18 protein-coding genes are annotated in these 16,519 nt (G+C 70.4%); 5 read left to right on the top strand and 13 right to left on the bottom strand.

The window, feature by feature from the left end; all coding sequences use genetic code 11:
• The 9 genes from ABD056_RS02800 to phnG form a co-directional block, all read right to left on the bottom strand.
• Window positions 1-1,240 (bottom strand): cache domain-containing protein (locus tag ABD056_RS02800; protein WP_343864180.1); only part of this gene is annotated, 1,240 nt, incomplete at its 3' end.
• A 163-nt stretch (window positions 1,241-1,403) separates the two neighbouring features.
• Entirely contained in the window at window positions 1,404-2,117 is a 714-nt protein-coding gene (locus ABD056_RS02795) for a DUF1045 domain-containing protein (RefSeq protein ID WP_343864178.1), read from the bottom strand.
• Entirely contained in the window at window positions 2,117-3,298 is a 1,182-nt protein-coding gene (locus ABD056_RS02790; protein ID WP_343864176.1) for an alpha-D-ribose 1-methylphosphonate 5-triphosphate diphosphatase, read from the bottom strand. The genes ABD056_RS02795 and ABD056_RS02790 overlap by 1 nt, the downstream gene beginning before the upstream one ends.
• A complete protein-coding gene (gene phnL, locus ABD056_RS02785) occupies window positions 3,288-3,992 on the bottom strand; it encodes a phosphonate C-P lyase system protein PhnL (RefSeq protein ID WP_343864173.1) in 705 nt (234 codons plus the stop codon). The genes ABD056_RS02790 and phnL overlap by 11 nt, the downstream gene beginning before the upstream one ends.
• An 11-nt stretch (window positions 3,993-4,003) precedes the next feature.
• On the bottom strand, window positions 4,004-4,798 hold the full coding sequence (gene phnK / locus ABD056_RS02780; protein ID WP_343864171.1) for a phosphonate C-P lyase system protein PhnK: 795 nt from the start codon (window positions 4,796-4,798) through the stop codon (window positions 4,004-4,006).
• Window positions 4,795-5,664, bottom strand: a complete 870-nt coding sequence (locus tag ABD056_RS02775; protein WP_343864169.1) for an alpha-D-ribose 1-methylphosphonate 5-phosphate C-P-lyase PhnJ — start codon at window positions 5,662-5,664, stop codon at window positions 4,795-4,797. Before ABD056_RS02775 ends, phnK begins: the two co-directional genes overlap by 4 nt.
• Window positions 5,651-6,751 carry a carbon-phosphorus lyase complex subunit gene (locus ABD056_RS02770; RefSeq protein ID WP_343864167.1) on the bottom strand — a complete coding sequence of 367 codons (1,101 nt, stop codon included), beginning with the start codon at window positions 6,749-6,751 and terminating at the stop codon, window positions 5,651-5,653. Before ABD056_RS02770 ends, ABD056_RS02775 begins: the two co-directional genes overlap by 14 nt.
• A gap of 4 nt (window positions 6,752-6,755) precedes the next feature.
• The gene (gene phnH, locus ABD056_RS02765; protein ID WP_343864165.1) at window positions 6,756-7,343 is read right to left on the bottom strand and encodes a phosphonate C-P lyase system protein PhnH; all 588 of its coding nucleotides are present in this window, start codon (window positions 7,341-7,343) and stop codon (window positions 6,756-6,758) included.
• A gap of 2 nt (window positions 7,344-7,345) precedes the next feature.
• Complete coding sequence (gene phnG / locus ABD056_RS02760) at window positions 7,346-7,798, bottom strand: phosphonate C-P lyase system protein PhnG (protein WP_343864163.1); 453 nt, start codon at window positions 7,796-7,798, stop codon at window positions 7,346-7,348.
• A 141-nt stretch (window positions 7,799-7,939) separates the two neighbouring features.
• Between phnG and phnF the strand changes: the two genes are divergently transcribed.
• A complete protein-coding gene (gene phnF, locus ABD056_RS02755; RefSeq protein WP_343864161.1) occupies window positions 7,940-8,671 on the top strand; it encodes a phosphonate metabolism transcriptional regulator PhnF in 732 nt (243 codons plus the stop codon).
• Window positions 8,672-8,682: 11 nt separating this feature from the next.
• Here phnF and dusA read toward each other — a convergent pair whose 3' ends face one another.
• The 3 genes from dusA to ABD056_RS02740 form a co-directional block, all read right to left on the bottom strand.
• Window positions 8,683-9,714: a tRNA dihydrouridine(20/20a) synthase DusA gene (dusA, locus tag ABD056_RS02750; RefSeq protein WP_343864159.1), complete on the bottom strand. Its 1,032-nt coding sequence runs from the start codon at window positions 9,712-9,714 to the stop codon at window positions 8,683-8,685.
• Window positions 9,715-9,963: 249 nt separating this feature from the next.
• Window positions 9,964-10,779, bottom strand: coding sequence for an ABC transporter permease (locus tag ABD056_RS02745; protein ID WP_343864157.1), 816 nt, complete (start codon window positions 10,777-10,779; stop codon window positions 9,964-9,966).
• Window positions 10,776-11,372 carry an ABC transporter ATP-binding protein gene (locus ABD056_RS02740; protein WP_343864156.1) on the bottom strand — a complete coding sequence of 199 codons (597 nt, stop codon included), beginning with the start codon at window positions 11,370-11,372 and terminating at the stop codon, window positions 10,776-10,778. Before ABD056_RS02740 ends, ABD056_RS02745 begins: the two co-directional genes overlap by 4 nt.
• Before the next feature lie 108 nt (window positions 11,373-11,480).
• Here ABD056_RS02740 and ABD056_RS02735 point away from each other — a divergent pair, with 108 nt between their 5' ends.
• A complete protein-coding gene (locus ABD056_RS02735) occupies window positions 11,481-12,197 on the top strand; it encodes a Crp/Fnr family transcriptional regulator (RefSeq protein WP_343864155.1) in 717 nt (238 codons plus the stop codon).
• Window positions 12,198-12,257: 60 nt separating this feature from the next.
• On the top strand, window positions 12,258-13,292 hold the full coding sequence (locus ABD056_RS02730) for a metal-dependent hydrolase (protein ID WP_343864154.1): 1,035 nt from the start codon (window positions 12,258-12,260) through the stop codon (window positions 13,290-13,292).
• A gap of 10 nt (window positions 13,293-13,302) precedes the next feature.
• Here ABD056_RS02730 and ABD056_RS02725 read toward each other — a convergent pair whose 3' ends face one another.
• Window positions 13,303-14,607, bottom strand: coding sequence for a hydroxyacid-oxoacid transhydrogenase (locus tag ABD056_RS02725; RefSeq protein ID WP_343864153.1), 1,305 nt, complete (start codon window positions 14,605-14,607; stop codon window positions 13,303-13,305).
• 309 nt (window positions 14,608-14,916) lie between these two features.
• Between ABD056_RS02725 and ABD056_RS02720 the strand changes: the two genes are divergently transcribed.
• Complete coding sequence (locus ABD056_RS02720) at window positions 14,917-16,083, top strand: Re/Si-specific NAD(P)(+) transhydrogenase subunit alpha (RefSeq protein WP_343864151.1); 1,167 nt, start codon at window positions 14,917-14,919, stop codon at window positions 16,081-16,083.
• Complete coding sequence (locus tag ABD056_RS02715; protein WP_343864149.1) at window positions 16,083-16,505, top strand: NAD(P) transhydrogenase subunit alpha part 2; 423 nt, start codon at window positions 16,083-16,085, stop codon at window positions 16,503-16,505. The genes ABD056_RS02720 and ABD056_RS02715 overlap by 1 nt, the downstream gene beginning before the upstream one ends.
• Window positions 16,506-16,519: the final 14 nt, after the last annotated feature.

Raw genomic sequence — 16,519 nt, 5'->3', positions numbered from 1 at the left:
TGGTGGCGTTCAGGGCGAGAAGGTTGGTCTGCTCGGCGATGTCGGTGATGAGCTTGACCACCTCGCCGATCTTGCCGGCGGCTTCGGCCAGGCCGCGGACGATGCCGTCGGTGCGGCGGGCTTCCTCCACCGCCTCGGCGGCGATCTGCGACGAGCGCGACACCTGACGGGTGATCTCCTGGATCGACGCCGACAGTTCCTCCGCCGCCGTCGCCACCGTCTGCACGTTGGCCGACGCCTGTTCCGAGGCCGTCGCCACCCGCACCGACCGCTCGGCGGTGTGGGCCGCGCCCGCATCCAGGCTGCCGGCGGCGGAGCGCAGGCTTTCGATGGAGGATTCCACCGTCCCCATGAGGCGGATGATGGTCTGGTCGAAGCGGGCGGTCAGCTTTTCCACCTGGGACTGGCGGGCCAGCTTCTGCTCGGCTTCGGCCTGCCGGGCGGCGGTCAGGCGGTCTTGCTCGATGGCGGCGTCCTTGAACACCTGCAGGGCACGGGCGAGGTCGCCCAGCTCGTTGGGCTCGTCGGCGTGGTTGACGGTGATGGTGCGGTCGCCGGCGGCCAGGGTGCGCATGCCGCCGGTCAGGTCGCTCATGGGGCGGGTGATCGACTTGCTGATCCACAGGGCGATGGCCACCACCACCCCGAGCATCACCAGGGCGATGGCGAGATAGGGGCCGGCGACGGACCAGAATTTCTGGTCGATGGTGTCGACGTAGATGCCGGTGCCGATGATCAGCTTCCACTCCGGCACTTCGATGGCGTAGCCGATCTTGGGCGCGTTGCCGTTGATGCTGGGCTTCGGCCAGATGTATTCGATCACTGCCTCGCCGGTCTTGTCGACGGCGGCGACCATTTCACGGACGATGAAGACGCCGTTGGGGTCCTTGAGGTCGATCAGGTCCTTGCCGACCATGTCCGGCTTCAGGGCGTGCATGCGGAAGATGCCCTGGCGGTCGAAGGCGTAGAAGTAGCCGTCATCGCCGAAGCGGTAGGTGGCCAGCGCCTTCAGCGCCTGCTCCCTGGCCTCCTCCGGCGTCATCTCCCCGGCCTTGCCGCGGGCGATGTAGTCCTTCACCAGCGAGTTGGCGGCCTGGGTGACCTGGCGCAGGCCGTTGGTTTCCTGGTCCACCAGCGAGGCGCGCAACTGCCACAGGCCGTAGGCCATCAGCAGCGTCATGCCGACCGCCACCGTGGCAACGATCAGCCAGAACCGTGTCATGATGCGGAGCGTCTTCATCTTCCCCCGTCCCGTATGCAGCAGGCGCCGCCCTCTCCCCTGCGATCGGGGCGGTGGCGCGTTCGGATTACCTCATCGGATAGTCGCACAATAGCGCCGGGACGCCCAGCAGCACGCCGTGAAATGGTATATGAGAGAAGGGAAATGGGAGGGGGCCGCCGGTTCAGCCGAACTTGTCGCGGCAGAACAGGCGGAAATCGGCCCCCGGCTCCGGCTCGATGAACAGGCACACGGCGGTGACGTGCAGCGGCTTGCCCAGGCAGTCGCGGAAGGCATCGGCCAGGGCGGCCATCACCGCATGGCGCTCGTCCTCGTCGGGCAGGGGGCCGCCGAGGGTCATGTGGAAGCGGAAATCCTCGAACACATAGGGGTAGCCCCAGTGCTCCAGGTGGTCGCGCTGGCGCGGGCTGAGGGTACCGGCGCGGGTGCGGCGGGCGATCTCCTCCGCCGTCGGGGCGGCGCGGAACAGGTCGAAGGCGCGCACGCAGTCGGCGGCCAGCCGGTCCAGCGCCGGACACGGTTCCTCCGGCACCAGGGCGGGGAAGCCGAGGCCGGCGGTCAGCACCAGGCTCGGCACCGTGAAGGGCTGGCGCACCAGGGTGAATTCCCGCAGCGCCCGGCGCAGTTCCGTGGGGTCGCGCCCTTCCGCCAGCCGGAAGGGCGCCTTCAGCGTCGCATGGAAGCCGTAGCGGCGGGCATCGGCCGTGATCTCCCGCAGCCGCGCCGGGCTGATGCCGTCGATGCGCGGCTGCTCCACCGCCGCCCCCGTGCGGCAGTCGCGGCCGAGCCAGCGGCGCGCGATCTGCGCCATGGGCTCGTCGGGCGACGGCGCGAAATAGAGGGCGTAACGGTGGGCGGAAAGATCGGTGTGCTCCATCAACAGACCCGTTTGCCGGTGACCCAGACCTCGCGGACCACCGGAGTATGCTCCGTGTGGGTGACGCGCACCAGATCGGCGCGCAGGCCCGGCGCGATGCGGCCGCGGTCGGTGAGCCCCACCATGTCGGCGACGTTGGCCGAGACCTTGGCAATGGCCTCGTTCAGCGGCATGGCGAGGGTTTCCATCATGACGAACGCGGCGAACAGCAGCGAGGATGGCACATAGTCGCTGGAAAGCCCGTCCAGCTGGCCCTCGCGGGCGCAGTCCACCGCCGACATGTTGCCGGAGTGCGAGCCGCCGCGCACCACGTTGGGGGCGCCCATCACGGTCTTGAGGCCGGCCTCGCGCGCCTTGACGGCGGCGGTCATGGTGATGGGGAACTCGGCGATCACCACGCCGTCGGCCACCGCCTCGGCCACATGCTCCTCCGTCGCGTCGTCGTGGCTGGCGAGCGGGATGCCGTGGGTGCGGCACAGGTCGACGATGATGCGGCGATGGCGGATGGCGTACTTGTCCTGCACGTCGCGCAGGAAGGCCAGCTTGTCGGCCAGTTCCTGCTCGCTCCAGTTCTCGCCCTTGTTGTACTGCACGAACTTGGAGACGTCGGTCCACTGGCGCTGGCCGGGGGTGTGGTCCATCACCGACACCAGCTTGACCAACGGATCGGCGGCGTAGGGCTCGAACATCTCCACCACGCAGGGGTCGGAGACCTCGCAGCGCATGTGGAAGAAGTGGTCGGCGCGGGTCAGCCCCTCGGCGCGGGCGTGCTTCACCCCGGCGAAGGACTGCGCCAGGATGTTGCGGCGCGGCCCTTTCTCGGCATATTCGCCGACGGAGATGGCGTCGAACACGGTGGTGATGCCCGCCCCCGCCACCTGCAGGTCATGGCCGAGCACGGCGGCCAGCGGCGACGGCCACAGCACGCCGGGGCGCGGCACGAAGTGCTTTTCCATGTTGTCGGTGTGCATCTCGATCAGGCCCGGCAGCAGGTAGTCGCCATCCAGGTCGAGCGCGCCGGGCAGGGCGGAGGTACCCTCGGCCACCTCGGCGATCAGGCCGTCGCGCACCACCACGGTGCCGCCGTCGATCACCCGGTCGCGGCAGACCACGCGGGCGTTGGTGAGGATCATCTCCTGGCTCATGGTCTTGCTGGTCCCGTTCTGCGGATCACGCGGCATGACGATATCCTTCGATCTCGAACAGAGTGTCGCAGACGCGGCTGCGCACGTCGGCGTCGTGGAAGATGCCGACCACGGCGCAGCCACGCGCCTTGGCTTCCTGAATGAGGGCCACCACAGTGTCGCGGTTGGCGGCGTCGAGCGACGCCGTCGGCTCGTCCAGCAGCAGGGCCGGATAGTCGACGACGAAGCCGCGGGCGATGTTGACGCGCTGCTGCTCGCCGCCCGAGAAGGTGGCCGGCGCGAGGTGCCACAGCCGTTCCGGGATGCGCAGGCGGGCGAGCAGGCCGGCGGCCTTCTCCCGCGCCGCCGCCTCCGACGCGCCCAGCAGCTTCAGCGGCTCCGCCACCACGTCCAGCGCCGGCACGCGCGGGATGACGCGCAGGAACTGGCTGACGTAGCCGAGGGTATGCTTGCGCACCGCCAGCACGTCGCGCGGCTCGGCAGTCGCCATGTCGACCACGCGGTCGCCATGGCGCACCAGCACCGATCCGGTGTCGGGCTTGTAGTTGGCGTAAAGGGAGCGCAGCAGAGTGGACTTGCCGGTGCCCGACGGCCCGTGCAGGCCGACGCACTCGCCGGCGGCGACCGTCAGCGACAGGCCGGAGAACACCGGGATGCGGACGCCGCCCTGGGTGTGCAGCACGAAATCCTTGCCGAGGTCGCGCACGTCGATGATGGGGGTGGGGGTCATGGCGGGGTTCCTCAGACCTGCAGCACGGACGAGACGAGCAACTGGGTATAGGGGTGGTGGGGGTCGTCCAGCACCTGATCGGTCAGGCCCTGTTCCACCACCCGGCCGTCCTTCATCACCATCAGCCGGTGGGCGAGCAGGCGGGCGACGGCCAGGTCGTGGGTGACCAGCACCACCGACAGCCCCATCTGCCCCACCAGCGTGCGCAGCAGGTCGAGCAGCCGCGCCTGCACCGAGACGTCAAGGCCGCCGGTCGGCTCGTCCATGAACACCAGGCGCGGGCCGGTGACCAGGTTGCGGGCGATCTGCAGGCGCTGCTGCATGCCGCCGGAGAAGGTGCGCGGCAGGTCGTCGACGCGCTCCTCCTTGATCTCGACGCGGCCCATCCAGTCGATGGCCTGGGCGCGGATGCCGCCGTAGTGGCGGGCGCCGACCGCCATCAGCCGCTCGCCGATGTTGGCGCCGGCGGACACGGCCATGCGCAGGCCGTCGCGCGGGTTCTGGTGGACGATGCCCCATTCGGTGCGCATGAGCAGCCGGCGGCGCGGCTCCGACAGGCCGTAGACGTCCACCACCTCGCCGTCGCGGGTGCGGTATTCGATGCGGCCGGCGGTGGGCTCCAGCCGCGCCGACAGGGTGTTGAGCAGCGTCGTCTTGCCGGAGCCGGACTCGCCGACGATGCCCAGCACCTCGCCGGGCCACAGGTCGAAGGAGACGTCGGTGCAGCCGATGCGGTCGCCGTAATGGCGGGCGAGACCGTCGACGCGCAGCAGGGGGCGCTCCGTGTTCAGATCGAACGGCATCATTCCGCCGCCTCCCGGGCCTGGGCGGCCTGGCGCTCGCCGCAGAAGTCGGTGTCGGAGCAGACGAACATGCGTCCACCCTGGTCGTCCATGACCACCTCGTCGAGATAGCTTTCGGTGGACCCGCACAAGGCGCAGGCGTGGTCCCAGGTCTGCACCTCGAACGGATGGTCCTCGAAATCCAGGCTTTCGACGCGGGTGTAGGGCGGCACGGCGTAGATGCGCTTCTCCCGCCCGGCGCCGAACAACTGCAGCGCCGGCATGCGGTCCATCTTGGGGTTGTCGAACTTGGGGATGGGCGAGGGCGCCATGACGTAGCGGCCGTTCACCTTCACCGGGTAGTCGTAGGAGGTGGCGATGCGGCCGAGGTGGGCGATGTCCTCGTACAGCTTCACGTGCATGACGCCGTAGTCTTCCAGGGCGTGCATCTTGCGCGTCTCGGTCTCGCGCGCCTCCATCCAGCGCAGCGGCTCGGGGATGGGCACCTGATAGACCAGGATCTGATCCTCGGTCAGCGGCTTTTCCGGGATGCGGTGGCGGGTCTGGATGACGGTCGCCTCCGTGGTCTTCTCCGTCGTCGCCACATTGGCGACGGTGGCGAAGAAGCGGCGGATGGAGACGGCGTTGGTGGTGTCGTCGGCGCCCTGGTCGATGACCTTGAGCGTATCGTCCGGCCCGATGACCGCCGCCGTCACCTGGATGCCGCCGGTGCCCCAGCCGTAGGGCAGGGGCATCTCGCGCCCCGCAAACGGTACCTGATAGCCGGGGATCGCCACCGCCTTCAGGATGGCGCGGCGGATCATGCGCTTGGTCTGTTCGTCCAGGTAGGCGAAGTTGTAGCCCGCCAGGGTGTCGTCACTCGGCCGCATCGGCAGCCTCCCGTCGCTTGTCGTGGTCCTGGCGCATGGCCCGCACGGTGACCAGCTCGCCCTGGAAATCGACGTAGTGGGGCAGCTTCAGGTGCTGCACGAAGCCGGACGCTTCCACGTTGTCGCAGTGGGAGAGCACGAATTCCTGATCCTGGGCCGGCGCCACCAGATCCTCCCCCAGGTCCGCCGCCCGCAGGCTGCGGTCGACCAGCGCCATGGCCATGGCCTTGCGCTCGCCGTGGCCGAAGGTGAGGCCGTAGCCGCGGGTGAACTGCGGCGGGGCGGCTTTCGATCCCTTGAACTGGTTGATCATCTGGCATTCGGTGACGGTGACGTCGCCGATGTCGATGGCGAAGCCCAGCTCCTCCGGCACGATCTCCACCGCCACCTCGCCCATGCGGATCTCGCCGGCGAAGGGGTGGGTCTTGCCGTAGCCGCGCTGGGTGGAATAGGCGAGGCCGAGCAGCCAGCCCTCGTCGCCGCGCGCCAGGGTCTGGAGGCGGACATCGCGGCCGGCGGGGAAGGTGAGCGGCTCGCGGGTGATGTCGCCGACCGGAACGTGATCGGCCGGCACCTCGCGCTCGATCAGCCCTTCGTGGTTGAGCAGGTCGGTCACGCGCGGCACCGTCTCGTCCTGGCGCGGCTCGCCGCGGGCGGGTGCCGGCGGCGGCTCGTCCGCCTCCGCCGCCAGCCGGAAGTCGAGCAGGCGGTGGGTGTAGTCGAAGGTGGGGCCTAGCACCTGCCCGCCCGGCAGGTCCTTGAAGGTGGCCGAGATGCGGCGGCGCACCGTCATGCGGGCGGTGTCCACGGGCTCGCTGACCGCCAGCCGGGGCAGGGTGGTGCGATAGGCGCGCAGGAGGAAGATCGCCTCCATCAGGTCGCCGCGCGCCTGCTTGATGGCCAGCGCCGCGAGGTCGCGGTCGTAGAGCGAGCCTTCGGTCATGACGCGGTCGACGGCCAGCGTCATCTGTTCCCTGATCTGGGCGAGGCTGAGGTCGGGCACCGCCGTATCGCCCCGCCGCTCGTGGTCGAGCAGGCGGTGGGCGTTGTCGATGGCGCGTTCGCCGCCCTTGACGGCAACGTACATGGCGTCACTCCGTGATGCGGGTGGTGCGCGGCAGCCCCGCGATGCGGTCCGGCGCCGCCAGGATGACGTCGATCCCCTGCGGGAACAGGGCGCCGTTGGCGACAAGGGCCGGCCAGAACGCCGGCGACAGGCCGGGGGCGGTGAGGCGGGCGGTCTCGGCGATGCCGGGGCCGGTGAGGGTGGGGCCGGCGCCCTCGGTCAGCGCCGCCACCTGCACGATGACGGTGGCGGCGGTTTCCGGGAACTCCGGCGTGCCGAGGGCGAAGCCCTCCATCTCGCCGTCGGCGGGGATGACGGCGAAGGCCGCCTGCCCGCGCGCCTCGACGATGGGGCAGCCGGCGTGGAAGCGCAGCCAGCCGCGCACGGCCGGGGTATCCAGCGCCGGGTCGAGCCACACCGCCGTCTCTAGGTCGGCCAGCGCCAGCAGCACGGCGGCGGCGGCCGGGGTGAGCGGGGCCGGCGGCGTCAGGGCGACGGGCAGCGGCTGGATGCGGCCGGGGAAGGACAGCGCCTTCAGCACCGTGCGGAACACGGCCTGTCCGTCGAGCACCGGGTCGGCGAGGCCGGGGCGAAGGTCGGCAGCGGCGGTCATGGTCAATCCTCCCCGCGCACCATGGTGAAGAACTCCACCCGCGTGGCGGCGGCCTCGGCCACCCTGGCGGCGCGGGCGGCGGCCAGCGCCTCGGCCTGCGGCTCGATCAGGTCGCGCAGCAGCTGGCGGTGCAGGCGCGGCGTCTGCAGCAGGGCGTCGAACACCGCCGCCAGCTCCGCCTTGCGGCGCGAGCGGCCGGCGACATAGGCGTGCCCGACCATGCCGTCGGAGGTGCGGACCGAGCAGCGGGTGACGGTCATCTCGCCCATGTTGAAGCGCTGTCCCGACCCGCCGGCGCGGGCACGCACCAGGGCGGAGCCGATCTCCGGCCGGCGCAGCGGCTCGTAGGCCGGGGGCGCCGGCAGGGCGGCGAAGGCCTCTTCCAGGCGGGGCAGGGGCGTGCGGGCCAGAACCCCCATCCACCGCTGCCGTGCCGCCACGTCGTCCGTCGTCATCGTCCACCTCGACAAGGGAAAAATTTGTCTAGACGTCTATATCTGAGCCCTTTATACTCCGCCGCGACCGACCCCGGCAAGGGGGCGTGCGGTGAAACTTCGGTGACGGCAAAGCCCTGATCCGGCTGGGGAGAAGACGCGATGGATGACGGTATCGACCGCCGCCGGGGCGCCGGCGTCGCCCTGTGGCGCCAGATCCAGCAGGTGCTGGAGCGCGAGATCGCCGACGGTCAGGTCAAGCCCGGCGAGCGGCTGCCGACCGAGTTCGAACTGGCCGACCGCTTCCAGGTCAACCGCCACACGGTGCGGCGGGCGCTGGCGGAGATGGAGGAAAAGGGCCTGCTGCGGGTGGAGCAGGGGCGCGGCACCTTCGTGCACGAACACGTCATCGACTATGCCGTCGGCAAGCGCACCCGCTTTGCCTCCAACCTCATGAAGGTGGGGCGCGAGGCCGGGCACGAGTTCATCCGCGCCGAACTGGGCGAAGCCGACGCCGCCGTGGCCGAGGCCCTGGGCCTGAAGCGCGGCGGCCGGGTGGTGGTGCTGGAGACGGTGGGCATGGCCGACGGCCGGCGCATCTCGTTCTCGACGCAATACCTGCCGGCCGACCGCTTCCCCGGCTTCGACATCGCCTTCCGCGAGACGCAGTCGATCACCCAGTCACTGGCCCGCTTCGGGGTGGAGGACTACACGCGCAAGTGGACCCGCGTGCTGGCCCGCATGCCGAGCCCCGGCGACGCCGACCTCCTCCACCAACCCCGCAACCGCCCCATCCTGGTGACGGAAGCCCTGGACGTGGATCACGACGGCCGGCCGGTGAACCTGGGGGTCACGCGGTTTGCGTCGGATTGGGTGCAGCTGGTGATTGAGTAGGGGCCGCCGCCTTACGCCGCCACCCCGACTTCCTCCGGCACCAGCGCCAGCGCCCCTTCCACCACTTCGACGCCAGCGCCGGAGCGGCAGGCGTTTTCCGACAGGTGGCGGCGCCAGGCGCGGGCGCCCTTGCAGCCCTGGAACAAGCCCAGGATGTGCCGCGTCATGTGCTTGAGCTGGGTTCCCGCCGCCAGTTGCTCCTCCACATAGGGCAGGAAGCGGCGCACCACCGCATGGCGGCTGTCGGGTTCGCCCGCCGGCTCGCCCCACACCAGCCGGTCGGCCTCGTGCAGCACCCAGGGGGTTTCATAGGCGGCGCGGCCGATCATCACGCCGTCTGTCGGGCCGATGTGGGTCAGGGCCTCGGGCACCGACAGGATGCCGCCGTTGAGGATGATCTCCAGCTGCGGGAAATCCTGCTTCAGGCGATGCACCACGTCGTGCCGCAGCGGCGGGATCTCGCGGTTTTCCTTGGGGCTGAGGCCGTTCAGCCAGGCCTTGCGGGCGTGGACGATGAAGGTCCGCACGCCGGCCCGCGCCACCGTGTCGACGAACCGCGTCAGGTGGTCGTAGCTGTCGAGGTCGTCGATGCCGATGCGGTGCTTGACCGTCACCTCCGGCCCCGCGGCGGGCGCCGCCTCGCGCATGGCGCTCAGGCAGTCGGCAACCAGCTGCGGCTCTGCCATCAGGCAGGCGCCGAAGCGGCCGGCGCTGACGCGGTCCGACGGGCAGCCGCAGTTGAGGTTGACCTCGTCATAGCCCCACTCGGCGGCGATGCGGGTGCAGGCGGCCAGTTCCGCCGGGTCGGAGCCGCCCAGCTGCAGCGCCAGCGGATGCTCCTGCGGGCTGTAGCCGAGGAACCGCGCCGGGTCGCGCCCGTGCAGGATGGCGCCGGTGACCACCATTTCCGTGTAGAGCAGCGTGCGGCGGGTGAGGCAGCGCAGGAAGGCGCGGTCGTGGCGGTCCGTCCAGTCCATCATCGGGGCGACGGACAGGCGGCGGTCGACAGGCGCGCGGGGCGGCGGCAGGGGGCTCTCGATCATGGCGGCGAATATAGGCGGCGGCGCGGCTTTGGCAAAGGGCGCGAAAACACCCGCTTGACGGCTCGTTCCCCGTGTGTTCTCATCACCGCATTGGAACATTCCGCGAACCGAGCCTGATGAGGAGACCCGTCATGTCCTTCCCCACGCTGTTCCGCGAAACCCTGGCGCTGCTGTCCCTGCTGGGCGTCATCTATCTGTGGTCGGTGATCGCCACCGCCCTGGTCGCCTGACCTAAAGAACAAAACAGGATCAGCGGCCGTCGCCCCTGGTCTGCAGGCGATCCAGCCGCAGCCGATGGCGGTCGTCGGTGAGGCGGGCGACGGTCAGCATCACCGCCGTCACCGTGCCCACCGCCGTGGCGCCGGCGATGAGGAACAGGATCAGGATCTGCCAGCGGGCGGCTTCTTCCGGCGGCTGGCCGGCGAGGATCTGGCCGGTCATCATGCCGGGGATGAAGACGATGCCGGCCGCCGACATGCTATTGACGATGCCGATCAGGCCGGTGCGCAGGGCGTGGCGCACCGTATCGCCCAGCGCCCGCCAGCGGCTGTGGCCGAGCGCCAGCCGCGCCTCGATGGCCGTCCGGTCGCGGGCGACGGCGGCGGTGAGGGTGTTGAGCCCGACGGCGATGCCGGTCATGACGTTGCCGAGGATCATCCCCAGCAGCGGTATGGCATAGCGCGGATCGTACCACGGCTCCGGCCGCACCGGCCCGGCGAGGGCGAACAGGGTGACCGCCGTCGCCGCCAGGGTGATGGCCAGCCCGCCGGCGCCGTAGCCCCAGGCGCCGGTCAGGCGGCGGTCCTGGCGGCCGAAGATCTCGTTGGCGGCGAACCCCAGCATCACCGCCGCCGCCAGCCCCGTCAGCCAGGGCGAGGCATGGGCGAACAGCCATTGCAGCACCAGCGCCAGCAGCAGCAACTGCACCACCGACCGCACCGCCGAGATCAGCAGCCGGCGATGGATGCCGAGCCCCCAGGCGAGCGACACCGCCCCCGCCAGGACGATCAGCAGGGCGGAGACGGCAAGGTCGACCCACCCCAGGTTGCCGCTGTAGGGGGTCATGCGGCGGCCTCCGTCAGGGCGCCGTCGCGGAAGGCGAGTTCGCGCCCGGCCAGCCGCGCCACCTGCTCGCGGTCGTGGCTGGCGAGGACGACCGCCATGCCCTCCCTCAGCGCCGCGCCGATCAGGGCTTCCACCGCAGCGGTGGCGGCGGCGTCCAGGTTGGCGGTGGGCTCGTCCAGCAGCAGCACGCGTGGCTTCAGGGCGAGCGCCCGCACCATGGCGAGGCGCTGGCGCTCGCCGCTCGACAGCCGCTCCACCCGCCAGGCGGCGGCATCCTCCATGCCGACGGCGGCCAGCAGCGGCAGGGCTTCCGGCGTCAGGTGGTCGGCGACGGTGGCGGCCCACCAGCCGCTTTCCGCCGGCACGAAGGCCACCCGCTGCCGCCACTGGGGAGCCGGCACGGCGGCTCGATCGACGCCGTCCAGCGTCACCCGGCCGTCGTTGGGGTCGAGGTCGGCGATGGCCCGCAGCAGCAGCGTCTTGCCCGAGCCGGACGGCCCGGTGACGGCCACGCACTCCCCGGCGGCGAGGGTGAACGACACCGGCGGCAGCGGCGGCCGGCGGAGGCTTTCGACGATCAGCGCGGCGGCCATGAGCAAGACCTTGCTGGGGTTGTCCCTTTTCGCGTGCGGCGAATGATCCTAAAGTGTCGCGATCAAAAAGACGATGGCCGCCGAAGGCTGTCCAACCGCGAGGCCGTGGTGAAGAAAAGTCGCATCGAATCCGCCTGGAAGGGACAGGCGGAGTGTGAGGGCTGCACGATTCGGGACATGGCGCTGTTCGCCGACCTGCGGGCGGAGGACTTCGATCTCATCCACCTGCCCATCGACGAACTGGCCTACGACCCCGGCAGCGCCCTCTACCACGCCGGCGACGAGGGCACGGCCCTGTTCACCGTGCGCTCCGGCCTCGTGAAGCTGGTGCAGTACCTGCCCGACGGCAGCCAGCGCATCGTCCGCCTGCTGCGGCGGGGCGATACCGCCGGGCTGGAGGTACTGCTCGGCGAGCCCTACGAGCATTCGGCGGTGGTGCTGCGGCCGGTGACCGTCTGCCGCCTGCCGCGCGAGGTGGTCAGCCGCCTGTCGGTGGAGACGCCGCGCCTGCACACCCAGCTGATGAAGCGCTGGCACAGCAACGTGAAGCAGGCCGACGAATGGCTGACGGGCCTGTCCACCGGCTCCGCCCGCTCGCGCGTCGCCCGCCTGTTCCTGCATCTGGCGGAGGTGGAGCCCGCCTGCACCGGCGCGCCGGAGGTGGAGCTGTTCAGCCGGGAAGACCTGGGCGCCATGCTCGGCGTCACCACCGAAACCGCCAGCCGGGTGGTGGCGGAGTTCAAGCGCGCCGGCACGGTGACCGAGGTGCGCACCAACCGCTTCCGCTGCGACCTGGAGGCGCTGCGCCACACCGCCGGCGAGTAACCGCCGCCGCGTCGCATCGCCCCCTGGAAGAAGAGGCGATGCGGCCTTACCTTGACGGCCATGGATACCGTCACGCAGATGCTGTTCGGCGCCACCGTGGCGCAGGTGGGCTTCCGCCGCCGGCTTGGTCGCAAGGCCATCGCCGTCGGGGCGGTGCTCGGCCTCGTGCCCGATCTGGACGTCGCCGCCGGGTGGGTCGCCGGACCCTTCGCCGCCTGGGTTCACCACCGCGGCATCACCCATTCGCTGTTCTTCGGGCCGGCCATGGGCGCCCTGCTGGCGCTCGGCCTGTGGCTGTGGTGGCGCCGGCGCGAGCCCGACCGGCGGCCCGATCCGCAGATCCTGGCGTCGTGGGTGTGGCTGACCATCGCGGCGCTGATCACCCACCCGATCATCGACCTGTTCACCAGCTACGGCACCCAGCTGCTGGCGCCGCTTTCGAGCCATCGCTTCGCCATCAACGCCATGCCGATCATCGACCCGATCTACTCGCTGCCGCTGGTGGTGGCGGTGGTGATCGGCGCGGTGGCGGCGCGGCGGGTGCTGCTGGCCCAGGTGGCGGCTGCGGCGGCGCTGCTGTTCATCAGCGCCTGGACGCTGTTCGGCTGGAGCGTCAACGTGCAGGTGGAACAGCTGGTCGCCCGCCAGCTGGCCGCCCCGGCTCAGGTCACCGCCTATCCCACCCTGTTCCAGCCGTGGCTGCGGCGGGTGGTGGTGGAGCGGCCGGAGGCGGTGGAGGTCGGCTTCTATTCCGTGCTGGCGCCGCGCCCCATCGACTGGCGCAGCTTCCCCCGCGGCGAACTGCCGCCGCCGGCCCAGGCGGTGGCGGAGAGCGAGCAGGGCGCCATCTTCCGCTGGTTCGCCATGGACAACGTCATCTGGCACGTCACCCCCGATGGCGACGGCCGCGTGATGGTGGAGGCGCGCGACTACCGCTACGGCATGTTCGGCGGCACCGAACTGGGGTTCTGGGGCATCCGGGCGGTGGTGGATGCCTCCGGCCGCCTGATGGGCGAACCGGAGGCCTTCACCGAACGCCCCGACGCCAGCGGCGACCGCCTGCGCCTGCTGTGGAGCAAGGTGTTCGGCCCCTGAGGCCGGCGCCTTACCAATAGCGCATGGCGGCGCGGAACAGGTCGGCGAGGTCGGCTTCCGTCACCGGCTTCGGGGCCTGCACCAGCAGGCGCTGCTGCGGCCAGGCGCTGTTGACCAGGGCGGGGATGTCGGCGTCGGTATAGCCGATGTCGGACAGGCCGTTGGGGATGCCGGTGGCGCGCATCATCTCCGCCAGGCGCCCGGCCAGCACCGCGCCGGCATCGTCCGGGCCGGCCTGGTGGATGTCGGCCCCCAGGGCGGCGGCGGCGGTCAGGTGGCGCTGCGGGTCGGCATCGGCGGTGAAGCGGAAGGCGGCGGGGGCATTCACCACCACCGAGATGCCGTGCGGCACCATGCCGTGGCCGGCGGCATCGTAACCGGCGGCGCGGTACTCGTGGTTGAGGCCGGCGACGGCGTAGCTCATGGCATGGGGGATGTGGACGCCGGCATTGCCGAAGCTCATGCCGGCGAGCGTGGCGGCGAAGGTGAGGAAGTCGCGCGCCTCGGTGTCGGCGGCATCGGCGGCGGCCCGTTCGAGATAGCGGCCGCCGAGCCGGATGGCCTCCAGCGCGCCGCCGTCGCTCCACGGATTCGCACCCTGGTAGGGCGGCCGCAGGGCCGGCGCGGCGGGCCTGTCGCGGCTGGTGAACAGGCGCGCGGTGTAGCTTTCGATGGCGTGGGTGAGAACGTCGAAGCCGGTGGCTGCGACCACTCCGGCGGGTAGGGTGTAGGTTGCCGTAGGGTCAACCACCGCCAGCCGGGGCTTGAGAAGCCGGTTGGAAATGCCGGTCTTCAGCTGCCGCTCCGGCAGGTCGAAGATGGCGACGCCGGTGGTTTCGCTGCCGGTGCCGCAGGTGGTAGGGCAGGCGATGTGCGGCTTCAGCGGCCCTGGAACCGGCTTCGCCCCGCCCACCGGAGCATTGACGTAGGCCAGCAGGTCGTCGGGCCACGTCGACAGCAGGTTGGCCGCCTTGGCCGTATCCATCACCGACCCGCCGCCCAGCGACACGAAGCCGTCCAGCCGCGCCGACTGGGCGAAGGCGGCGGCGGCGGCGAAGGAGCGGTCGGTCGGCTCCACCTCCACCGCATCATAGACCACCACGTCGAGCCCCGCTTCGCGCAGGGCGGCGAGGGCAGTTGTCATGCACGGCAGGCCGGCGACGGTGCGGTCGGTGAACAGGCCGACGCGCGTCATGCCGAGGCCGCGGGCGTCGCCGCCCAGTTCCGCCAGGGCGCCGTGCCCGTACTTCAGCGGCACCGGGTCGACGGTGAAGATGGTCTCGTGGGTCGGCAGCGCCGGGCGCGGCTGCGGCATGGTGTATCCTCCCGATCCGGTTGCTTTGCTTGTGGTTGCCCTGAGTGTCCGGCGGCGGCGTCCGGCCGTCAAAGGAAATGCGGCTTTATCCTACCGCCGCACCCGGTCTTTTGCGCCCTGCAGTTGTCGGCTGGCGACCGGCCCGAAGGGGTGGGTTTTATTCATGATGTAAATCTAATAAGCTAGTCGTTCCGCGGGGGTGGGAGGGGTTCTGCACGGTCAAGGCGCTTGCATGCTGCATTGCAAGGCGCCATGGTGTTGGGCTTACCGAGCAGGCGCGGCACAGGCAGAATAAGGGGATAAGTCACAATGAGAATCGCCATACCGAAGGAGCGACGCGAAGGCGAGCTTCGCGTGGCGGCGTCGCCCGACACCGTGAAGAAGCTCGTCGGGCTTGGCTTCGACGTGGTGGTCGAGACCGGCGCCGGGGAGGGTGCCGCCTTTACCGATGAAGCGTTCAAGGAAGCCGGAGCGTCCATCGCCGCCACCGCCGCCGAGGCGGTCGGGACGGCCGACGTCATCTTCAAGGTGCAGCGCCCGCTGACCGCCGGCGAAGGCACCGACGAAGTCGCGCAGTACAAGGAAGGCACGGTGCTGGTCTGCCACCTGAAGGCCCTGACGGAGCCGGCGGTGGTGGAGGCCCTGGCCGCCCGCAAGGTGACCAGCTTCGCCATGGAGCTGATGCCGCGCATCACCCGCGCCCAGTCCATGGACATCCTCAGCTCGCAGAACAACCTCGCCGGCTACCGCGCCGTGATCGAGGCTGCGTCCACCTTCAACCGCGCCATGCCGATGATGATGACCGCCGCCGGCACCGTGCCGCCGGCCCGCGTGCTCATCTTCGGCGCCGGCGTCGCCGGCCTGCAGGCGGTCGCCACCGCCAAGCGCATGGGCGCCGTGGTCTATGCCACCGACGTCCGTCCGGCCACCAAGGAACAGGTGCAGTCGCTCGGCGGCAAGTTCGTGGTGGTCGACGAGGCGATGGAGAAGGAAGCGGAGACGGCCGGCGGCTACGCCAAGGAAATGCCGCCCGAATACTTCGAGAAGCAGAAGAAGGTCGTCGGCGAGCACCTGACCAAGGCCGACATGGTCATCACCACCGCGCTGATCCCGGGCCGCAGGGCGCCGACGCTGATCACCGCGGCGCAGGTGGCGACCATGAAGCCGGGCAGCGTCATCGTCGACCTGGCGGCGGAAGCCGGCGGCAACTGCGAACTGACCGAGCCCGAGAAGGTGGTGGTCAAGCACGGCGTCACCATCGTCGGCCACACCAACATGCCGGCCCGGCTGGCGTCGGACTCCAGCCTGCTGTTCGCCAAGAACCTGCTGAACTTCCTCACCCCGCAGGTGAACAAGGACAGCAAGTCGCTTGATTTCAAATGGGATGATGATCTGGTGAAAGGCACCCTCGTCACCCGCGACGGCGCCGTCGTCCACCCCATGCTGAAGAAGGCCGAAGCCGAGGGAGGCCAGTGATGGAACAACAGGAAAAGGTCGCCGGCGCCGCCCAGCTGCTGGCCGAACAGGCCGAGGCCCTGGCGCTGAACGCCCGGCTGGTGGCCGCCGAGGTCGCCCGCCTGACCCAGGATGCCGCCACCGCCGCGGCCGGCGCCCCGAGCGAGTTCTACTGGCTGCTGACCGTCTTCGTGCTGGCCGTCTTCGTCGGCTACTACGTGGTGTGGCGGGTGACGCCGGCGCTGCATTCGCCGCTGATGGCCGTCACCAACGCCGTGTCGTCGGTCATCATCGTCGGCGCCATGCTGGCGGCGGGGCCGGAGGGTTTCTCGGGCTCCAAGGTGCTCGGGTTCTTCGCCGTGGTGCTGGCCAGCGTCAACATCTTCGGCGGCTTCGTGGTCACCCAGCGCATGCTGTCCATGTTCAAGAAGAAGCAGAAGTAAGGGGGACCGCGCAC

Source organism: Caenispirillum bisanense, assembly GCF_039523075.1.
Classification (GTDB): Bacteria; Pseudomonadota; Alphaproteobacteria; order Rhodospirillales; family Rhodospirillaceae; genus Caenispirillum; species Caenispirillum bisanense.
Note: the sequence above shows the minus strand (reverse complement) of the source record. Positions and strands in the feature narration are given on the sequence as shown.